This window comes from Saccharothrix carnea (genome assembly GCF_003014735.1).
Classification (GTDB): domain Bacteria; phylum Actinomycetota; class Actinomycetes; order Mycobacteriales; family Pseudonocardiaceae; genus Actinosynnema; species Actinosynnema carneum.
On sequence record NZ_PYAX01000003.1, the window covers coordinates 265,592 to 282,730 of the forward strand.

The 17,139-nt window shown below is 72.3% G+C and carries 16 protein-coding genes; 7 read left to right on the forward strand and 9 right to left on the reverse strand.

Annotated features, from left to right (window positions below; translation table 11 throughout):
- Window positions 1–32 precede the first annotated feature (32 nt).
- From B0I31_RS09515 to B0I31_RS09525, 3 genes are all read left to right on the forward strand, one after another.
- Window positions 33–197 (forward strand): SapB/AmfS family lanthipeptide, encoded by a 165-nt coding sequence (locus B0I31_RS09515; protein WP_106614967.1) that lies wholly within the window; start codon window positions 33–35, stop codon window positions 195–197.
- Window positions 198–333: 136 nt separating this feature from the next.
- Complete coding sequence (locus B0I31_RS09520) at window positions 334–1,926, forward strand: ABC transporter ATP-binding protein (protein WP_106614968.1); 1,593 nt, start codon at window positions 334–336, stop codon at window positions 1,924–1,926.
- Complete coding sequence (locus B0I31_RS09525) at window positions 1,926–3,686, forward strand: ABC transporter ATP-binding protein (RefSeq protein WP_106614969.1); 1,761 nt, start codon at window positions 1,926–1,928, stop codon at window positions 3,684–3,686. Before B0I31_RS09520 ends, B0I31_RS09525 begins: the two co-directional genes overlap by 1 nt.
- A 384-nt stretch (window positions 3,687–4,070) precedes the next feature.
- On the opposite strand, the gene B0I31_RS09530 is transcribed toward B0I31_RS09525, so the two are convergent.
- Complete coding sequence (locus B0I31_RS09530; protein WP_106614970.1) at window positions 4,071–4,574, reverse strand: DUF3145 domain-containing protein; 504 nt, start codon at window positions 4,572–4,574, stop codon at window positions 4,071–4,073.
- Window positions 4,575–4,839: 265 nt separating this feature from the next.
- A complete protein-coding gene (locus B0I31_RS09535) occupies window positions 4,840–6,273 on the reverse strand; it encodes a S8 family peptidase (protein ID WP_106614971.1) in 1,434 nt (477 codons plus the stop codon).
- Window positions 6,274–6,447: 174 nt separating this feature from the next.
- Between B0I31_RS09535 and B0I31_RS09540 the strand changes: the two genes are divergently transcribed.
- A complete protein-coding gene (locus B0I31_RS09540; protein WP_106614972.1) occupies window positions 6,448–7,692 on the forward strand; it encodes a hypothetical protein in 1,245 nt (414 codons plus the stop codon).
- Between the two features lie 35 nt (window positions 7,693–7,727).
- Here the strand turns inward: B0I31_RS09540 and B0I31_RS09545 are convergent, their stop codons facing one another.
- The 4 genes from B0I31_RS09545 to B0I31_RS09560 form a co-directional block, all read right to left on the reverse strand.
- A complete protein-coding gene (locus B0I31_RS09545) occupies window positions 7,728–8,099 on the reverse strand; it encodes a hypothetical protein (protein WP_106614973.1) in 372 nt (123 codons plus the stop codon).
- A 118-nt stretch (window positions 8,100–8,217) separates the two neighbouring features.
- Complete coding sequence (locus B0I31_RS09550) at window positions 8,218–9,579, reverse strand: dihydrolipoyl dehydrogenase family protein (protein ID WP_106615399.1); 1,362 nt, start codon at window positions 9,577–9,579, stop codon at window positions 8,218–8,220.
- Window positions 9,580–9,633: 54 nt separating this feature from the next.
- Window positions 9,634–10,314, reverse strand: a complete 681-nt coding sequence (locus B0I31_RS09555; RefSeq protein ID WP_245949775.1) for a TetR/AcrR family transcriptional regulator — start codon at window positions 10,312–10,314, stop codon at window positions 9,634–9,636.
- A 127-nt stretch (window positions 10,315–10,441) separates the two neighbouring features.
- Window positions 10,442–11,128: a hypothetical protein gene (locus tag B0I31_RS09560; RefSeq protein WP_146173790.1), complete on the reverse strand. Its 687-nt coding sequence runs from the start codon at window positions 11,126–11,128 to the stop codon at window positions 10,442–10,444.
- 202 nt (window positions 11,129–11,330) lie between these two features.
- Here B0I31_RS09560 and B0I31_RS09565 point away from each other — a divergent pair, with 202 nt between their 5' ends.
- Both B0I31_RS09565 and B0I31_RS09570 read left to right on the forward strand, forming a co-directional pair.
- Window positions 11,331–12,170: an SGNH/GDSL hydrolase family protein gene (locus B0I31_RS09565; protein WP_245949776.1), complete on the forward strand. Its 840-nt coding sequence runs from the start codon at window positions 11,331–11,333 to the stop codon at window positions 12,168–12,170.
- Window positions 12,171–12,397: 227 nt separating this feature from the next.
- Window positions 12,398–14,650 carry a HelD family protein gene (locus tag B0I31_RS09570; RefSeq protein ID WP_106614977.1) on the forward strand — a complete coding sequence of 751 codons (2,253 nt, stop codon included), beginning with the start codon at window positions 12,398–12,400 and terminating at the stop codon, window positions 14,648–14,650.
- Here B0I31_RS09570 and crcB read toward each other — a convergent pair.
- Genes crcB through B0I31_RS09585 form a run of 3 tightly spaced genes read right to left on the reverse strand, consistent with a single transcriptional unit; the run spans window position 14,640 to window position 15,755 of the window.
- Complete coding sequence (gene crcB, locus B0I31_RS09575; RefSeq protein ID WP_106614978.1) at window positions 14,640–14,978, reverse strand: fluoride efflux transporter CrcB; 339 nt, start codon at window positions 14,976–14,978, stop codon at window positions 14,640–14,642. The two genes, B0I31_RS09570 and crcB, sit on opposite strands and share 11 nt — an antisense overlap.
- Window positions 14,975–15,328, reverse strand: a complete 354-nt coding sequence (locus tag B0I31_RS09580) for a fluoride efflux transporter FluC (RefSeq protein ID WP_219910651.1) — start codon at window positions 15,326–15,328, stop codon at window positions 14,975–14,977. Before B0I31_RS09580 ends, crcB begins: the two co-directional genes overlap by 4 nt.
- Window positions 15,318–15,755, reverse strand: coding sequence for a MarR family winged helix-turn-helix transcriptional regulator (locus tag B0I31_RS09585; protein WP_106614980.1), 438 nt, complete (start codon window positions 15,753–15,755; stop codon window positions 15,318–15,320). Before B0I31_RS09585 ends, B0I31_RS09580 begins: the two co-directional genes overlap by 11 nt.
- 53 nt (window positions 15,756–15,808) lie before the next feature.
- Between B0I31_RS09585 and B0I31_RS09590 the strand changes: the two genes are divergently transcribed.
- Entirely contained in the window at window positions 15,809–17,089 is a 1,281-nt protein-coding gene (locus B0I31_RS09590; protein ID WP_106614981.1) for an MFS transporter, read from the forward strand.
- Window positions 17,090–17,139 lie beyond the last annotated feature (50 nt).

Consider the following 17,139-nt stretch of genomic DNA (forward strand, 5'->3'; position numbering starts at 1 on the left):
GTACCCCTTTTCCCCGACATTGAGGAGTCACGATGGACTTCATCCTCGACCTGCAGGACCTCGAGACCCCCGAGGCCCAGTCGAACGCGATGGCGACCGGTGGCAGCAGCGGCGGTGGCGGCGGCAGCACGACCGCGTCCAACGCGTCCCTGCTGCTCCCGTGCAGCCACTCCACCGTCAGCCTGATCCTCTGCTGACGAATCCCCTCGCGGGTCCGGGTGAGCGGCGCAGTGGAAGTGCGCCGCTCACCCGGTTTCTCGCGTTGCGCCGCCTCCGGCGTCGCGGACCCATCATGCGCCCGCCCCCGGCGATCGACCTAGGAGTTCGGAGACCGTGGTGCTGTCCGGCGTCATCCGGCGTGATCTCCGGTGGCTGCTGCTGGCGTTGAACGCCCTGCCCGCCACCGCCGCCGGGCTGCTCCTGCCCACCGCCCTCGCCTCCGCCGTGGACATGGCGCTGGCCGGGCGGCTCGACGCGGGCACGGTGTGGTGGCTGGTCGGGCTCGCGGGCGTGGAGGTGCTCGGCGACGCGATCGGCGTGGTGCTGGCGGCGGCGATCACCGCACGTGGTGCGGCGTGGCTGCGCCACCGGCTGACCGCGCACCTGCTGGCGTTGGGCCACCCGGCGCGGTTCGAGGCCGGTGACGCGGTGAGCAGGCTGACCGGTGACAGCGCGATCGCGGGTGGCGTCGCGGTGCTCGCGGTGAACCTCGGCATCTCCGTGGTCACGGCGGCGGGCGCGATCACGGCGCTGGCGCTGCTGGACTGGCGGCTCGCCGTGGTGTTCCTGTTGAGCGTGCCGCTGGCCGCGCTCCTGGTGCGCTCGCACCTGCGCCTTACGGCCGCCGACGTCGCCACCTACCAGGAGGTCTCCGGCGAGTTGTCCGCACGACTGGTGGACGCGGTCGGCGGCCTGCGCACCATCGCCGCCTCCGGTCGCGCCGACCAGGAAGCCGAACGCGTCCTGCGCCCGCTGCCCCGCCTGACCGCAGCGGGTGTCGGCATGTGGCGCACGCAGGCCCGGATGATCTGGCGGGCCGGCCTCCTGCTGCCCCTCGTGGAGCTGGCCGTGCTGACCGCCGCGGGCTTCGGCGTGGTCGCGGGCCGCCTCAGCGTCGGCGACGTGCTCGCCACCCTCGGCTACGTCGCCCTGGGCATGACCGTGGTCGGCCAGACCGCCCTGCTCACCGCCCTGCAACGCGCTCGGGCGTCCGGGCGGAGGTTGCAAGAGGTACTGGAAACTCCCCTGCCCCGGAGCGAACCCCCCGCCTCCACGACGACCGGCGAGATCGTGCTGACCGGCGTGACCGTGCCCGACGCGCTGCACGACGTCGACCTCACCGTCGCCGCCGGCACCTTCGTCGCCGTGGTCGGCCGGTCCGGCTCGGGCAAGTCCGCGCTCGCCTCGGTGATCGGTGGCCTGACCAGGCCGTCCTCGGGTGACGTGCGGCGCGGCGGATCGGTCGGCTACGCGTTCGAACGGCCGGCGCTGGTCGGCACCACCGTCGCCGACGCGGTCCGCTACGGCACCGAGCCGCACCGGACCGACGTCGAAGCCGCCTGCCGCGCCGCCCAGGTGCACGACGTGGTCGTCCGGCTCCCCCAGGGCTACGACACACCGATGGCCGCCGCGCCGATGTCCGGCGGCGAGGCACAACGACTCGGCCTGGCCAGGGCGTTCGTCCGCGACCCGGCCATCCTCGTGCTCGACGACGCCACGGCCAGCCTCGACATGGTCACCGAGTCCACTGTGGAACGCGCGGTCGAGTCGGCGCTGCCCGGCCGGACCAGGGTGGTCGTCACCCACCGCGCCGCGACCGCCCGCCGTGCCGACGTCGTCGTCTGGCTGGACGACGGCCGGGTCCGCGCGGTCGGACCGCACTCCGACCTCTGGCACGACGACGACTACCGGGCGGTGTTCGGCTGATGACCTACCTGCGGGCGTTGCGCGACCAGCGGCGCGGCATCGTGGTCCTGCTCGGCTGGTCGGTGCTGGAAGGGGTGCCCGCGCTCCTCTCCGGCCGGCTGGTCGGCCTGGCCGTGGACCGCGGCTTCGCCGCCGGCCGCCCGTGGGTCGGCGTCGGTTGGCTGCTCGTGTTCGCCGCCGTCGCCGTCCTCGGCGGCTTCGGCCTGCGCCAGGTGTTCCGCCGACTGGGCGCCGTGGTCGAGCCGTTGCGGGACGCTCTGGTGCGCCAGGTCGTGCGCGGCGTGCTGCACGCCGGCTCGCAGACCCGCCAACCGGACGCGAGCGCCGTCGCCCGCATCACCCGTCACGTCGAAGTGGTCCGCGACGCCACCGCCGGCGTCCTGGTCCAGGCCCGAGCCCTGCTCGTCACCACCGCCGCCGCCCTGATCGGCCTGGCCGCCACGGTCTCGTCGCTGGCATGGCTGGTGACCCTGCCCGTCGTCGCCGCACTGGTGCTGTTCGGCCTGCTCCTGCCCTCCCTGGCCCGCGGCCAACGCCGCCTCGTGATGGCCGACGAACAAGCCGCTTCGGTAGCCGGCACGGTGTTCCTCGGCGTGCGTGACGTGACCGCCGTCGACGGCGCCGAGCACGCCTTGCGCGACGTGATGACCCAGGTGGACCGACAGGCCTCGGCGACCGTGCGACTGGCGTTCGCCACCGCGCTGCGCGGCATCGTGATCGCGCTGGGCGGCTTCGTCCCACTCGTGTTGTTGCTGCTCATGGCCCCGGGAATGGTGCGAGCGGGCACGTTGACGGTCGGCGAGGTGCTCGGTGCCGTGGTCTACCTGAGCACCAGCGTCCAGCCCGCCCTGCGCCGCCTGGCGGACACGACCAGCACCATCGTCCTGCGCCTCGTCGTGGCTCTGCGCCGCCTGGCCGAAGCCGCCCCGCCCATCGACCCACCGACCGGCGACGCCGTACCCGAAGGCTTCGAGGTCGAACTGGACCACGTCACCTTCGGCTGGAGCCCCACCGCCGAACCGGTGGTCCGTTCCCTGGACCTCGTCCTGCCGGAAGGCTCCCACCTCGCCGTGGTGGGCCCGAGCGGCATCGGCAAGTCCACCCTGGCCGGCCTCATCACGGGCCTGGTCGAACCCCAAGCCGGCCACGTCCGCTTCGGCCACGTGCCAATCCGATCAGTGGCACCCGAACTCCGCCACCAACGCATCGCCCTGGTCCCCCAAGAGACCTACCTGTTCACCGGCACGATCCGCGAGAACCTCGCCCTGCTCGCCCCCACCGCCTCCGACACCGCACTCCTGGCAGCCGCAGCCGCAGTCGGCGCCACCGACCTGATCACCCGCCTCGGCGGCCTCTCCGCCACCCTGGGCCACTCCGCCGCCGGCCTCTCCGCCGGCGAAGCCCAACTCCTCTCCGCCGCCCGCGTCTACGCCTCGACCGCCGACGTCGTCATCCTCGACGAGGCAACCTCAGCTCTCGACCCGGCCGCCGAAGCCCTGGTGGAACAAGCCTTCGCCACCCGCAACGGCACCCTGATCGTCATCGCCCACCGCCTCTCCTCCGCCCTGCGCGCCGACCAGGTCCTCGTCATGGACGGCGGCCCACCCCTCCTGGGCAACCACCAGGACCTCCTCACCACCTCGCCGCTCTACCGAGACCTGATGGCCGCCTGGCACGAACCCCACAACGGAACCGCCACCCAGCCCCCGAGGCAACCGGCCCTCACCGCACCCACCTCGGACCCGGAACAGCACCGCTGAGGCCTGCACAAACCCTCGTGCCCACAACGGACCCACAGCGCCCCCGAGGCCACCGGCCCGACCGCACCCACATCGGACCCACCGCCCGCCGGCGAGGCCGCACCCAAATCCCGACCCCGCCGCCCGCCCTCCACACCCACCAAACTCACCGCGCCCACATCGGACCCGCCGCCAGCCCACCGAGGCTCGATTTGACATGGGTTCGGGTGCTTTAGGCTGGTCGAAGCCGGCAGGCCTGGCGGGACGCTCTTCCCCGCCGGGCCTGCCGGCTTTGGCCTGCCTGGAGTGCCCGTAAGGGCCCCATGTCAAATCGAGCCGGACCCAACCACCGAGCCGGACCCAACCACCGAGCCGGACTTGAGAGATCGAACCGAACCCGAGGACTCACCCCACCCGGTGCAACCACGTCACCGGCGCACCGTCACCAGCCCGCCGGAACGGTTCCAAGGCGTCATCCCACGCCGCACCGAGAATCTCGTCCACACCGTGCGCGAACGACTCGCCACCTCTGCTGCGCGCCGCCAACGACCGGAGTTGGTCCTCTGAAACAACTATGTCGCCGTTCGCGCTCGTCCGCGCGTGCCACAACCCCAACACGGGCGCGAAGCAGTACCGCACGCCGTCCACGCCCGGACTCGGGTCTTCCGTCACCTCGAACCTGAGCATCGGCCACGCCCTGAGCGCGGACACGAGTCGGGCACCGGTGCCGGCGTCGCCGGTCCAGTTGCATTCGGCGCGCAACTGACCTGGCGCCGCGGGTTGCGCCGCCCACTTGAGGTCCGCTCGCTCACCGAGGGTGCCCGAGATCGCCCACTCGACGTGCGGACAGACCGCAGACGGCGACGAGTGGACGTAGACCACGCCACTGCTGCTGCCACGGGTGCTCACAGCTGACCTCCGCTACTCGACGAGGGACGTCTTCCCCTACGACCTCTCGATGACGCGGACGATCTTGTGAATTCCCGACTTGGTCATTCTGCCCGCTACAGCAGCAGTCCGCCATAAGAACCATCCCGTTCCTCACCCGGGCGGGTCAGATACAGGACTTTCGACCCGAAGATCGGCGACCTCGCGGCCTGGCACCGGACCGCGAGGTCACTTTCCGCGATCACGGGAGCGCCGACCGCGATCTCCCGATGATCACACCCGCCGATCACAACGCTCCGACCGCCGCCACCACGTCCACCAGCCCCGTTCCCTTGTCGTGGCTGCTCGGGTACGGCCCGACCACCTGGTACCCCGCCCCGTACCGGTACGCCGTCGACTTCAACGCCGCCTCGACCTCCCCCGCCGTCGCACCCGGCCTGGCCTGGAACAGCTGCGCCACGATGCCGGCGATGTGCGGCGCCGCCATCGACGTGCCGCTGATCGTGTTGAACGTTCCGACATCCAACAGCCCCGGCCCGTTCCGCGGCTGCAACCCGGTCGCGCAGATCACCAGGTAGGGACGGCACGCCGAGGTGATGTCCTCGCCCGGCGCGGAGATGTCCGGCCACGTCGAGGGATCCGTGACCAGCCCTCGCGACGAGTACTCCGACACCGCGCCGTCCCGCGTCCCGGTGCCCAGGTCGTGGTACGACGCCACCGACAGCACACCGGGCGTCGGGTCCTGACCGGCCGGGTTGGACAGGTTCGCGCTGCCGTCGCCGCCGTCGTTCCCGTTCGCCCACACCGTCACGACGCCCTCGGCGGCCAGCGCCCGCTGGAGCTTGACCGTCGTGGAGTCCGGGTCGAACGCGCCGCCGCCGGACGGCCCGTACGAGTTGTTGACCACCTTGATCGGCGGGCAGACCGACGCCGGGACGCCCGCGCCGCACGGTGCCCGGTGGTTCTCCAGCACCCAGTTCAGCGCCGCGTCGGCCCCGATGATGAACAGCACCGCGCCGGTGGAGATCACCACGGCCTTCGCGCCCGGTGCCGCGCCGCGCACCACCGTGCCGTCGCTCAACGTCGTGTCACTGCCGACCGCGATCCCCGTGACGTGCGTGCCGTGGCCGCCGACCGACAGCAGGTCGGTGTCCACCGACGTCGGCACGTCCAGGATGCAGCCGGTCGCCGCGCTCGCCTCGTCCAGGCAGACGCTCTTGAGGTTCCGCACGACCTTGGTCCGGCCGTCCGGCTGCTTGAACATCGGGTGCGTCGGGTCCACCCCGGAGTCGATCACCGCGACGCTGACGCCGCTGCCGTCCAGCGCCAGCCCGTTCGCACCGGTCAGGGTCTGGCGCGCCTCGAACCCACGGGTCGCCGTGTGCGACGTGGCCCCGGTGAACTGGATCGGCCGGTTCGCCTCCACGTACGTCACGCCCGCCGCCGCCCGCACCGCGGTGATCTGCGCGGCCGTGCCACGCGCGGCCACCACCCCGATCCGGTCGAAGCTGGTGATCCGGCTCAGCCCGGACTCCCGCACCGCCCGCTCGGCGGCGGCGAGGTCGGCGCCGTGGACGAACACCGTCCCGGCCTGGGTGCCGCTGGACAACTGACTGGCCAACAGGGTCGACACGGGTGCGAGCAGACCGGCGGAGGCGGACGGGGCGACCGCTGCGGACAGTGCCAGCGTGCCCGCCGCGAGCAGGGCGGCTTTGCGCATCACGGACAAACCTCCAATGCAGGGGGGAGCAAACCGACTAACGAGTCACCCCCGTTCAGGTGATGGTCGTCACGCAACGTCATCTCCCGCGATGCGGGCGACGGACCACGCCCCGGCGGCGCTACCGTGTCCGACCGTGTGGAACGCCGAACGGTGCGACCTTGTGGTGATCTTGTGCGGCTGATCCGACTCGGGACCGAGCCCTCCGCGGTGGGCGCCGACGTGCGCGCCGCGTTGAGCACGTGGGGCAACGGTGACGCCGTGCTCGGCGGTATCGCGCTGCTCGGGGTACGACCGCCGGACAGCCCCCGCGACCTGGACGCGGTGATCGTGCTGCCGCGCGGCGTGCTCGTGGTCGTCGGCGTCGACCTGCCGGACCCGGCCATGCGGCTGGAGGCGCCGCTGAACGGGCAGTGGAAGATCGACGGCTGGCCGCTGACCCGCCCGGACGGCGCGATGAGCCCGGCCGCCGAGGCGCTGGAGGCCACCACCGCCGTGGCCCGGCGGATCCAGGACATGCGCGGCGAGCCGCTGCCGGTGACCACCGTCGTGGCGGTCGGACCGTACGTCGGCCAGGTCGTGCAGCCGACCGTGGACCTCAACCGGGGCGTGCGCGTCCTGCACCCGAAGCCGACCACGCTGCTGGCCGCCGCACGGGAGCTGGCCACCAGCGACCGGCCCTGTTCCGCGGACCACGCGGCCAAGCTGGTCGCCGTGCTCGCGCCGACCGGTGTGCCGCCCACCCGCCAGCACCTGATCGCGGAGGGCTTCTCCGACACGGCGGCCGACCTCGCGTCGGCGAGCACGATGCTGCTGCCGAAGGTCACGCCCGTGCCGACGACCCGCAAGGTGCTGCCCTACGTGGGCGGCGCGGTCCTCGCCGTGCTGCTGGTCATTGCGCTGATCATCTCGCTGTCGGCGGGCGACCGGGCGGACAGCTCGACGTCCGCCTCGCCGACACCGCAGCCCACCACCGTCGTGGTCGACGGCCGGAACTTCTCGCCGCGCGGCGCGGACCGGACCGAGGACTGCGCCGGGCACGCGTTCGGCGACGTCCGGGCCTGGTTGTCCGAGCACGTGTGCATGCAGCTGCGGCGTGTCCAGTACGAGACCACAGTGGATGGCCGCAGGGCCGGTGTCGCGATCGCCGAGCTGAGCCTGCCCGACGCCACGAGGGCGGGCGAGCTGCACGCGATCGCGTCGGTGGCGGGCACGGGCGGTGTGACGCCGCTGGTGAAGGAGGGCCGGGGCTGGGAAGGCGGTCCGGCGTCGTTCGACCGGTCCGCCGGCAAGGTGTCGGTCAAGGGCGCGCAGCTGCGCATCACGCAGGTGGTGTGGGTCGAGGGCGACCAGGACCCGGCCGACCCGAAGCTGGCGCAGCTGGTCGAGCAGGCTCTGCGCCTCCCCGCCACGCAGTAGCGACCCGGCGCGCGACGGCGATCAGGGCGCGGACCTCAACGCCCGGTGCGCACCATGCCGACACCGATCAACCCGAACGCCACGTGCAGCACGATCACCAGCCCGGCCACCGCGCACAGCGTCTCGGTGCCGGGCTTGCCCGCGATCGCGCCGAACGAGAACAACCACCCGCCGACGGCGATCGCGAATCCGACGAGCAACACCGATTTCGGCACGTGGGCCAGGCACAGCAACGCGTTGGAACGCGCGCGGAACAACGTGTGCAGCACGACGGGCACGATCAGGAACCCCGGCAGGTACACCGCGACCGGCGGCCAGGAAGGGCCGCCGGGCAGGAACGTGGACGCGATGACGAAGGCGCACCACAGCACCGCGCCGATCGCGAGAGCCACAGTTCCCCTGGTCACACCCGCAGTGTAATGAGCTGAAGCCGCATTTTGAGGTTAAGAGTCTCTCTGGCCCCACGGTGGATACGGCAGTCGGCGGAAAGTGTGCACGATGTGCTGACGCGTGGTGTACAGAGCGTCAGAGGCCATAGGCCTCGAGCAGCCTCAACCACACCTCACTGATGGTGGGGTACGCCGGAACGGCGTGCCACAACCGGTCCACCGTCACCTCGCCCACGATCGCGATCGTGGCCGCGTGGATCAGCTCGGCGACATCGGGACCCGCGAACGTGACGCCGACGAGCGTGCGCTTGCGCTCGTCCACGATCATCCGCGCCTTGCCCCGGTACCCGTCCGCGTGCAGGGACGACCCGGCCACCGCGATGTCGAGGTCGATCACCCGGATCTCCAGCCCCGCCTCGCGGGCCTGCGCCTCGGTCCACCCGACCGACGCCACCTCGGGATCGGTGAACACCACCTGCGGCACGGCCGTGTGGTCGGCCGTGGCGACGGGCGCGGTCCACGGCTGGGGGTCGGTGGCGCCGGTGACGATCGCCGTGCCGACCGCCCGCGCGGCGTACTTGCCCTGGTGGGTCAGCAACGCGCGGCCCGTGACGTCGCCCGCCGCGTACAGCCAGTCCACTCCGGACACCCGACCGGTGTCGTCCACCTCCAGCGCCTCGCCCGCCGTGAAGCCGAACCGCTCCACGCCGAGGTCGAACGTCGCGGGCTGCCGTCCGGTCGCGATCAGCAAGTGCTTGCCGGACACCTCACTGTCGTCCGACAGCTTCAACGACGCGTCGCCGTCCGAAGTGGACACACCGACCGCCTTGACGCCCGTGACCAACCGGACGCCGTCCTCCCGCAAGCCCTCGGCGACCAGGTCACCCGCGAACGCCTCGAACTTCGGCAGCGGCCGCTCGCCCGACACGACCAGCGTGACCCGCGAACCCAGCCGGGCCCACGCCTGCGCCATCTCGACGCCGACCACGCCGCCGCCCAGCACCACCAACGACTCGGGCACCTCCTGCGCGGAGGTCGCCTCGCGGGACGTCCAGTACGGCACGTCCGACAGGCCGGGCAGCGACGGGACGCGCGGCACGCTGCCCGTGCACACCACGACCGCCTTGGTCGCGGTCAGCACGCGCCCGTCCACGTCGACCCGGCGTTCACCCACCAGTCGCCCACGTCCGCGCACCACGGTCAACCCGGCACCCTCGGCCCACTCGACCTGGCCCGCGTCGTCCCAGTCGGAGGTGAAGCTGTTGCGGCGCTTCAACACCTCCACCGGGTCCAGGCGTGCCCCGACCGGCACGCCCGGCACCCGGCGGGCGGCGGCGAGCGCGTGGCCGGGGCGCAGCAACGCCTTGCTCGGCATGCAGGCCCAGTACGAGCACTCACCGCCGACTCGTTCGGCTTCCACCAACGCGGTCCGCAGCCCACCGGCGGCGGTCCGGGCGGCGGCGTTCTCGCCCACCGGGCCGCCGCCGATCACGATCACGTCGAAGTCGTCGCTCACCGGTCCACCCCACACCACCCGGACCGGCGCGGCAAGTCACGCGGGGTCGAACACCCCGGCCAACATCTTCAAGATCACGCCGTCGGCGGTGCGGAGTACCACCGGGCGCTCGTCGGGTTCGACTCGTTCAGCCAGCTTGAACATCGCGTCGGCGGTCTGGGCGGCCATCCGGAACGTCAACGTGACCGGTGCGTCGCCGCGCACCGCGAAACGACTCACGAACAGGTCGCGCAGCCGTTCGGCCATCAGCTCGTACTGGTCGACGGAGGCGTCGAGGCGGTGGCCGTCGAGCAGGTCGCTGAACCGCACCCGCCCGAAACCGGGGAACTCGACCAGCATCCGCAGGTAGACGCCGACGACCTGCTGCACCGCCTCCCGCCAGTCCTCGGCGAGCCGACCCTCGGTGAACAGCGTTTCGACCCGACCCAGGTACTCCTCCATGCCGCGCAACGCCAACGCGTGCACAACGGAACGCTTGTCCGGGAAGTATTGGTAGAACGATCCAATTGGCACGCCGGCTAGCTCGACGATCCGGGCGGTGGTGATGTCGTCGTAGTCGTAGTCGTTGAGCAGCGTCGCACAGGCATCGACAATCGCGGACACCGTCGCGGCGCCGCGCTGCTGAACGGGCTGACGACGCATCACCTTGGCTAAGCGGTTTTCGGCGGGATTTTCTGGCACGGGCACATCTTGATGGATACGGACCGGTAAGCCCAAACAGGCGATTCCGGAATGTGATGTGAGGTCCGCTCAGCTTTCGGTGTTCTGATTGTTGGGGGGCAAAACTATTTGGCTACCCTCACTGATCCGCCGTGGCCCGACGCCGATCCCGAAATCCGACCCGTCATCGTGATCCGCGCTGCGCCGGGACCGGTTTCGGCAGTTCACCGGGTGTTTCGCCGACCGCGCCGCCGACCGGCGACCGTTCGGCGGCAGCAACGCCGACGATCGGCGGCCCCGGTCGGCGGCGCGGTGGCCGAGTCACGTAGGGGCCGACCAGCCGGGCCAGCACCAGCCCCGGCGCGACCAGCGGCACCACCGCCGACAGGGCCACCGCCGTCGCACCCGCGCGGGCCACGTCCCGAGGGATGACCGCGACCCGGTCCACCACGAACGCCCGCCGCCCGGTGAGCGACACCAGCCCCATCACCGCGAGGAAGACCGCGAGCGCGAGCAGCGCCCACCGCACCGCGACGTAGCCGACGTCCTCGGCCGCCGCCATCACCGCGAGCCACCCGACCAACGCCGACGCCTGCCGCCCCGGGCTCGTCATGGCCCACAGCAGACCGCCCGGGACGGCCAGGAAGCCGGTGCGCCCGTCGAACCAGGCACGCGTCGCCTCGATCCAGCCGGTCGGCAGGCCCGCCCAGCGCACCGGCAGCACGTCCAGCGGGCTCGGCGCGCCGAACGCCTGGCCGACCACCCACGCCAGCGACCACGTCGAGACGACCGCCGCGAACCCGAGCTGCCACTTCGGCCGGTCCACCGCGATGCGGCACAGCCTCGCCAGCTCCCGGCGCTTCTCCTTCACGGCTCCCAGCGTGCCGGAGCGGTCCGGCCCCGTGATCCCGATTCACCCGCGTGCCTTCGTAGAGCCGCTCATCGGGTGGTCGGGTCCTCACGCCGCGTACCGCCCACTCTCCTGGGTGATCCGCGCGGCTCACCGCCACCTCGGGGACGCGCAGCCGACATCATGTCCAGCGAACCCACCCGATCACGTAGAGGAGGCGCTCGTGCGCAGGCTGCTACCGGCGTTGCTGGCGGCGTTGTCGATCACCTGGACCACCGGCGCGGCGACCGCCGAGCCGGACGTCGAGTACGTCGCGCTCGGCGACTCCGCCGCCGCCGGTCCGCTCATCCCGCAGCAGGACCCGGAGGACCCGGGCTGCCTGCGCTCGACGCGCAACTGGCCGGCCGTGCTGGCGAAGCGGATCGGGGCGCAGTTGGTGGACATGACGTGCTCCGGCGCGGTCACCGAGAACCTGGTCACGCCCCAGGAGACCATCAAGGACGCGCACGAGCCCCAGGCCGACGCGCTGAGCCCGGAGACCGACCTGGTCACGCTGACCATCGGCGGCAACGACATCGACCTCGTCCGCACGGCCCTGAGCTGCGTCAACCTGCTGCCCGAACCGGCGGGCACGTCGTGCCGCGACCGGCTCACCGCCGGCGGCCGGGACCAGCTCGCCGAACGGGTCGACGCCTACGCCGCCGAGTTCGCCGCCGCCCTCGACCTGATCTCGGCCCGCGCGCCCGGGGCGCGGATCGTGGTCGTCGGCTACGGCACCTACATCCGGCCCGGCGGCTGCTACCCCGACCAGCCGATCTGGGCGCGGGACGCCGACTACCTCCAGGGCACCATCCACCGGCTCAACGCGCTGTTCGAGCGGGAAGCGGCCGCGCACGGCGCCGAGTTCGTGGACATCGCGCCGCCGAGCGTGGGCCGGGACGCGTGCGCGTCGGCGCGGACCAGGTGGTTCGAGGGCGTGTCGGCGAAGGGTCCGGCCGCGCCGCTGCACCCGAACGCGAACGGCATGGAGGCGATCGGCGGCATCGTCGCCGACCGGTTGTAGCCGGGCACCGCGGACCGACCAGGCCGCCGTCGAGCACCCGCTCGGCGGCGGCCTTCGCACGTCACGGGGTGGGGCAGCGGGCGGTGCGATTGTTCACGCACGGGCGCCAAGAGCGTGTAGTAGATTAGACGTTCTGCGCAGGACGGGCGCAGAACTCTGCCCGCTAGAAACCGTCAGCCGCAATGCGACACAGGCTGATAAAACACGCTATCCAGAAATGAGGCACGTTGTCAAGCCCCTCCGATGACCTCCGGCTCGCGGAAACCGAGTCGGAGCAGGAATACGTGTCGATGCTGTACGGCAGGCTGGACGACCTCCGCGAACAGAGCTCGAAGCGCCTGGCCGGGGCGCTGCGGCAAACCGGCGGAACGCACCAGATGCGCTCCGAGCGGGACACCTCGGTGGCCATGTACTCCGACCAGTTGGCGCAGTACAGCGCGGTGGAGAACGGGTTGTGCTTCGGCCGGCTCGACTTCGACACCGACGACCGGTTCTACATCGGCCGGATCGGCTTGTTCGACGAGGACAAGGAGTACGAGCCGCTGCTGATGGACTGGCGCGCGCCCGCCGCCCGCCCGTTCTACCTGGCCACCGCCGCCGCCCCGGACGGCGTGCGCCGGCGCAGGCACCTGCGGACCAAGCAGCGCAAGGTCGTCGGTTTCGACGACGAGGTGCTGGACATCAACTCGGTCGACCCGGCCCGCCCGTCCGAGGGCCTGACCGGTGAGGCCACCCTGCTGGCCGCGGTGAACGCGAGCCGCACCGGCCAGATGGGCGACATCGTCGCGACCATCCAGGCCGAGCAGGACAAGATCATCCGCACCGAGCTGAACGGCGTGGTCGTCGTGCAGGGCGGTCCGGGCACGGGCAAGACGGCGGTCGCGCTGCACCGCGCCGCGTACCTGCTCTACACGCACCGGCGGCAGCTGGCCAAGCGCGGCGTGCTGGTGGTCGGTCCGAACGCGACGTTCCTGCGCTACATCGGGCAGGTGCTGCCGTCGCTGGGCGAGACGGGCGTGCTGCTGTCCACTGTGGGCGAGCTGTTCCCCGGCCTCACCGCGGTCGGCCGCGAACCCGCCGAGGTGGCCGCGCTCAAGGGCCGCATCGAGATGGCCGACGTGGTGGCGCACGCGATCCGGGACCGGCAGGAGGCGCCGAGCCTGGTCGAGGTGCCGTTCGACGGTGACGTGCTGCGGCTGGACCGGCGGGCGATCAGCGACGCCCGCGGCCGGGCGCGGCGCACCAGGCGCCCGCACAACGAGGCGCGGCGCACGTTCCAGCGGGAGATCATCTCCACGCTGGCCTCGCAGGCGGTGTCACGGCTGGGCCGCCACCTGCTGGACCAGGCCGACATCGACGACATCCGGCGCGAGCTGCGCGAGGACCCCGCCGTGCAGGCCGCGATCGAGAAGCTGTGGCCGACGCTGTCGCCCCAGCGGCTGCTGGAGGACCTGTACGCGTCGCCGAAGCTGATCGCCAAGGCCACGCCGAAGTTCTCCCCCGCCGAGCGCGAACTGCTGGCCCGTCCGCGCGGCACCGAGTGGACGCCCGCCGACGTGCCGCTGCTGGACGAGGCGGCGGAACTGCTCGGCGAGGACGACACCGAGGCCAAGGCGCGGGCCGAGCGGCAGCGGCGGCAGGCGATCGACTACGCCCAGGGCGTGCTGGACATCCTCGACCTGGAGGACGACGCCGACCCGGACATCCTGATGGCGACCGACCTGGTCGACGCCTACCGGCTGGCCGAGCGGCACGGCGCGGAGCGCTACGAGACGGCGGCCGAGCGCGCGGCGGCGGACCGGACGTGGACGTTCGGGCACGTGATCGTGGACGAGGCTCAGGAGCTGTCGCCGATGGCGTGGCGGACGCTGATGCGCCGGTGCCCGTCGAAGTCGATGACCGTGGTCGGCGACATCGCGCAGACCGGCGACATCGCGGGCGCCTCGTCCTGGCACGAGGTGCTGTCGCCGTACGTGATGGACCGCTGGAAGCTCACCGAGCTGACGGTCAACTACCGGACGCCGTCGGAGATCATGGCGGTGGCGGCGGACGTGCTGGCGTCGGTCGACCCGGACCTGGTGCCGCCGACGTCGGTGCGCGACAGCGGGTTCGCGCCGTGGAGCCTGCGGGTGCCGTCGCCGGCCGAGGCGCTGCCCCCGGTGGTGGACAAGGAGGTCTCGGCGATCGGGGACGGCAAGCTGGCGGTGATCGTGCCCGCGGCGTCGGTCGCGTCGCTGCGCGCCACCGTGCCGGGTGCTTCGGACGACCTCGACGCGCAGGTGGTCGTGCTCGGCGTCACGGACGCGAAGGGCCTGGAGTTCGACTCGGTGCTGGTGGTGGACCCGGCGGGCATCCTGACCGAGTCACCGCGCGGGGCGAGCGACCTGTACGTGGCGCTGACCCGGGCCACGCAACGGCTCGGCGTCGTGCACACCGGCGACCTGCCGGAGGTGCTGGGCAGGTTGGCGGCTAACGACTGAGGGCGTAACCGAGGGCGGCGGCGGCCAGGCCGGCGGTGAGGCCGGCGGCGACGTTGGCGAACGCTTGCCCGTGGCGGCCGAGTTCGGTCAGCCGGAGCGTCTCGAAGCTGAACGTGCTGTAGGTGGTGAGGCCGCCGCACAGGCCCGCGCCGACCAGTGCCCGCAGCTCCGGTGACGCTCCGGCCACGCAGCCGAGGACGAACGAGCCGACGACGTTCACCGCGAAGGTGGCCCAGGGGAACGGGAACGTCCGGCGGACCAGCCGCGCGGTCACGTAGCGCAGCGCGGCGCCCACCGCGGCGCCGACGAAGACCAGAGCCACGATCACGGCGCCACCCGGCGGGTCACGGCCATCGCGGCGAAGGTCGCGCCCAGCGCCAGGACCAGCGTCCCGAGCAGGTACGCGAACGCGGTGACGCCGCCCAGCCGCACCGCGTCCAGGGCGTAGCCCGAGAACGTGGTGAAGCCGCCCAGCACGCCGACGCCGAGGAACGGCCCGGCCAACGGGTGCAGGCGCGGCACGAGGACCATCAGCACACCGATCAGCGCGCAGCCCACGACGTTGACCACGAGCGTGCCCCAGGCGCCGGGCACCAACGCCGACAAGCCGTAGCGCGCCACGCCGCCGATGCCGCCACCGAGGGCGACGGCCGCGACGGTCCGGACCTCAGTGCGCACGCAGGTGGTCGACCAGGTGGTCCAGGGCGGCCAGGGCGCGGACCACGTCGGCGCGCTCACCGGGGTCGAGCTTGTCCAGCGCCGACCCGATGCGCTTCTCGTGCGCCGCTTGCCAGACGGCCAGCTGCTCGTGCCCCTGCGGCGTCACGGAGAGCCGGGCCACGCGGCGGTCGCTGGGGTCGCCGCCCCGTTCGACCAGGCCGTTCTCGATCAGCTGGCCGACGAGCCCGCTGACCGTGTTCGGCGCCAGCCGCAGCTCGGCCGCGAGGTCGCCCACGCGCATCGGCGGACGCTCGGCGAGCGTCTGGAGCAACTCGATCTGCGCCATCGGCAGCGAGTCCCACGGCCATTCCGACCGGATGCTCGTGCGCAGTGCTCGGCGGAGCCTCGTGACCACGTCGGTGAGCGAGCGTGCCTCGTCTGACATGCGCGAATGGTACTGGGTCGCGATATGTCGGAGACCGAGATACTCTGGAGCCGATGAATCGCTCCCTGCGCTGGTTGGTGGTGGAGTCGCCCCGGCCGCGGCGGGTCGCGACCTGGGCCGGTGCGCCCTGGCTGGCCGTGGCGACGGTGTGCCTCGGCGCGTTCCTCGGCCAGTTCGACGCGAGCGTCGTCACACTCGCCCTGCCCGCATTGCGGGACGATTTCGACACGTCACCCGAGTGGGTGTCGCTGGCCTACCTGTTGACGCTGGCCGCGTTCGTCGCGCCGATCGGCAGGTGGTCGGACCGGCGCGGCCGGAAACTCGTCTACCTGTACGGGTTCGTGGTGTTCACCGGCGCCTCGGTGGCGTGCGCGCTGGCCCGGGACCTGGACGTGCTGATCGCGTTCCGGGTGGTGCAGGCGTTGGGCGCGGCGATGTTGCAGGCCAACAGCGTGGCGCTGGTGGTGGCGGCCGTGCCGCGGGACCGGGCGCGCCGGGCGTTGGGCGTGCAGGCCACCGCGCAGGCGCTGGGGCTGGCGCTCGGGCCCACGGTCGGCGGCCTGCTGGTCGAGGCGTTCGGGTGGCAGTGGGTGTTCCTTGTCAACGTGCCGGTCGGCGTCGTCGCCCTGGTCGCGGGCCACTTCCTGTTGCCGCGCACGCACGAGCGCGGCGCCGGGCGGGTCGACGGTCTCGCCGTGGTGCTGCTGGCCACGGCCACCACCGCGTTGCTGCTGGTGCTGTCCGGTGCGAGCCCGTTCCTCCTGCTGCTCGCACTGCCCGCGGGCGCCGGGTACGTGTGGCGCGAACCGCTGGTGCGCCGGGTCAAGGGCGGGCTGCTCGGCGCGTCGGGCGGGTACCTGGTGCTGTTCGGCCCTCTGGTCCTGGTGCCGTTCACGTCCGACCTCGGCCCGTTCGCGACGGGGTTGCTGCTCACCGCGCTGCCGGCCGGGTTCGCGCTCGGCGCGGCGTTGCCGTGGCAAGTACCTCGGACCGGCGCGGCACTGTCCACAGTGGCCTGCGGCGTGCTCGCCTGGCAGGTTCACCCGGTCGCGCTGGTCGCGCTGGGCCTCGGGCTCGGCCTCTTCACCCCGGCCAACAACGCGGCCGTGCTCGGTGCACTCCCGCGCGGTGACGCCGGATCGGGTGGCGGGCTGGTGAACCTCGCGCGGGCGCTCGGCACCGCGTTGGGCGTGGCGGTACCGCTGTTCGTCCACGCGCGGTGGGGACTCAGCGTGGCATTCGGGGTACTGGCCGTGATCACTTCGCTGCTCGTCTGTACGCCGATCGGGGACAAGCGGCCCCGTTCCCTGCCCCGACCGGAGGAGAATCAGTAATCTCGCCCCGGCGGGGCGAAGCCCCGGGCCGGCACACACACGGGTGAGGA

Coding starts and splice junctions, on each gene's coding strand:
- B0I31_RS09535 (WP_106614971.1), bottom strand. CDS start 6,273: ATGCGCAAAGCCGCCCTGCTCGCGGCGGGCACGCTGGCACTGTCCGCA.
- B0I31_RS09590 (WP_106614981.1), top strand. CDS start 15,809: ATGAATCGCTCCCTGCGCTGGTTGGTGGTGGAGTCGCCCCGGCCGCGG.
- B0I31_RS09525 (WP_106614969.1), top strand. CDS start 1,926: ATGACCTACCTGCGGGCGTTGCGCGACCAGCGGCGCGGCATCGTGGTC.
- B0I31_RS09515 (WP_106614967.1), top strand. CDS start 33: ATGGACTTCATCCTCGACCTGCAGGACCTCGAGACCCCCGAGGCCCAG.
- B0I31_RS09585 (WP_106614980.1), bottom strand. CDS start 15,755: ATGTCAGACGAGGCACGCTCGCTCACCGACGTGGTCACGAGGCTCCGC.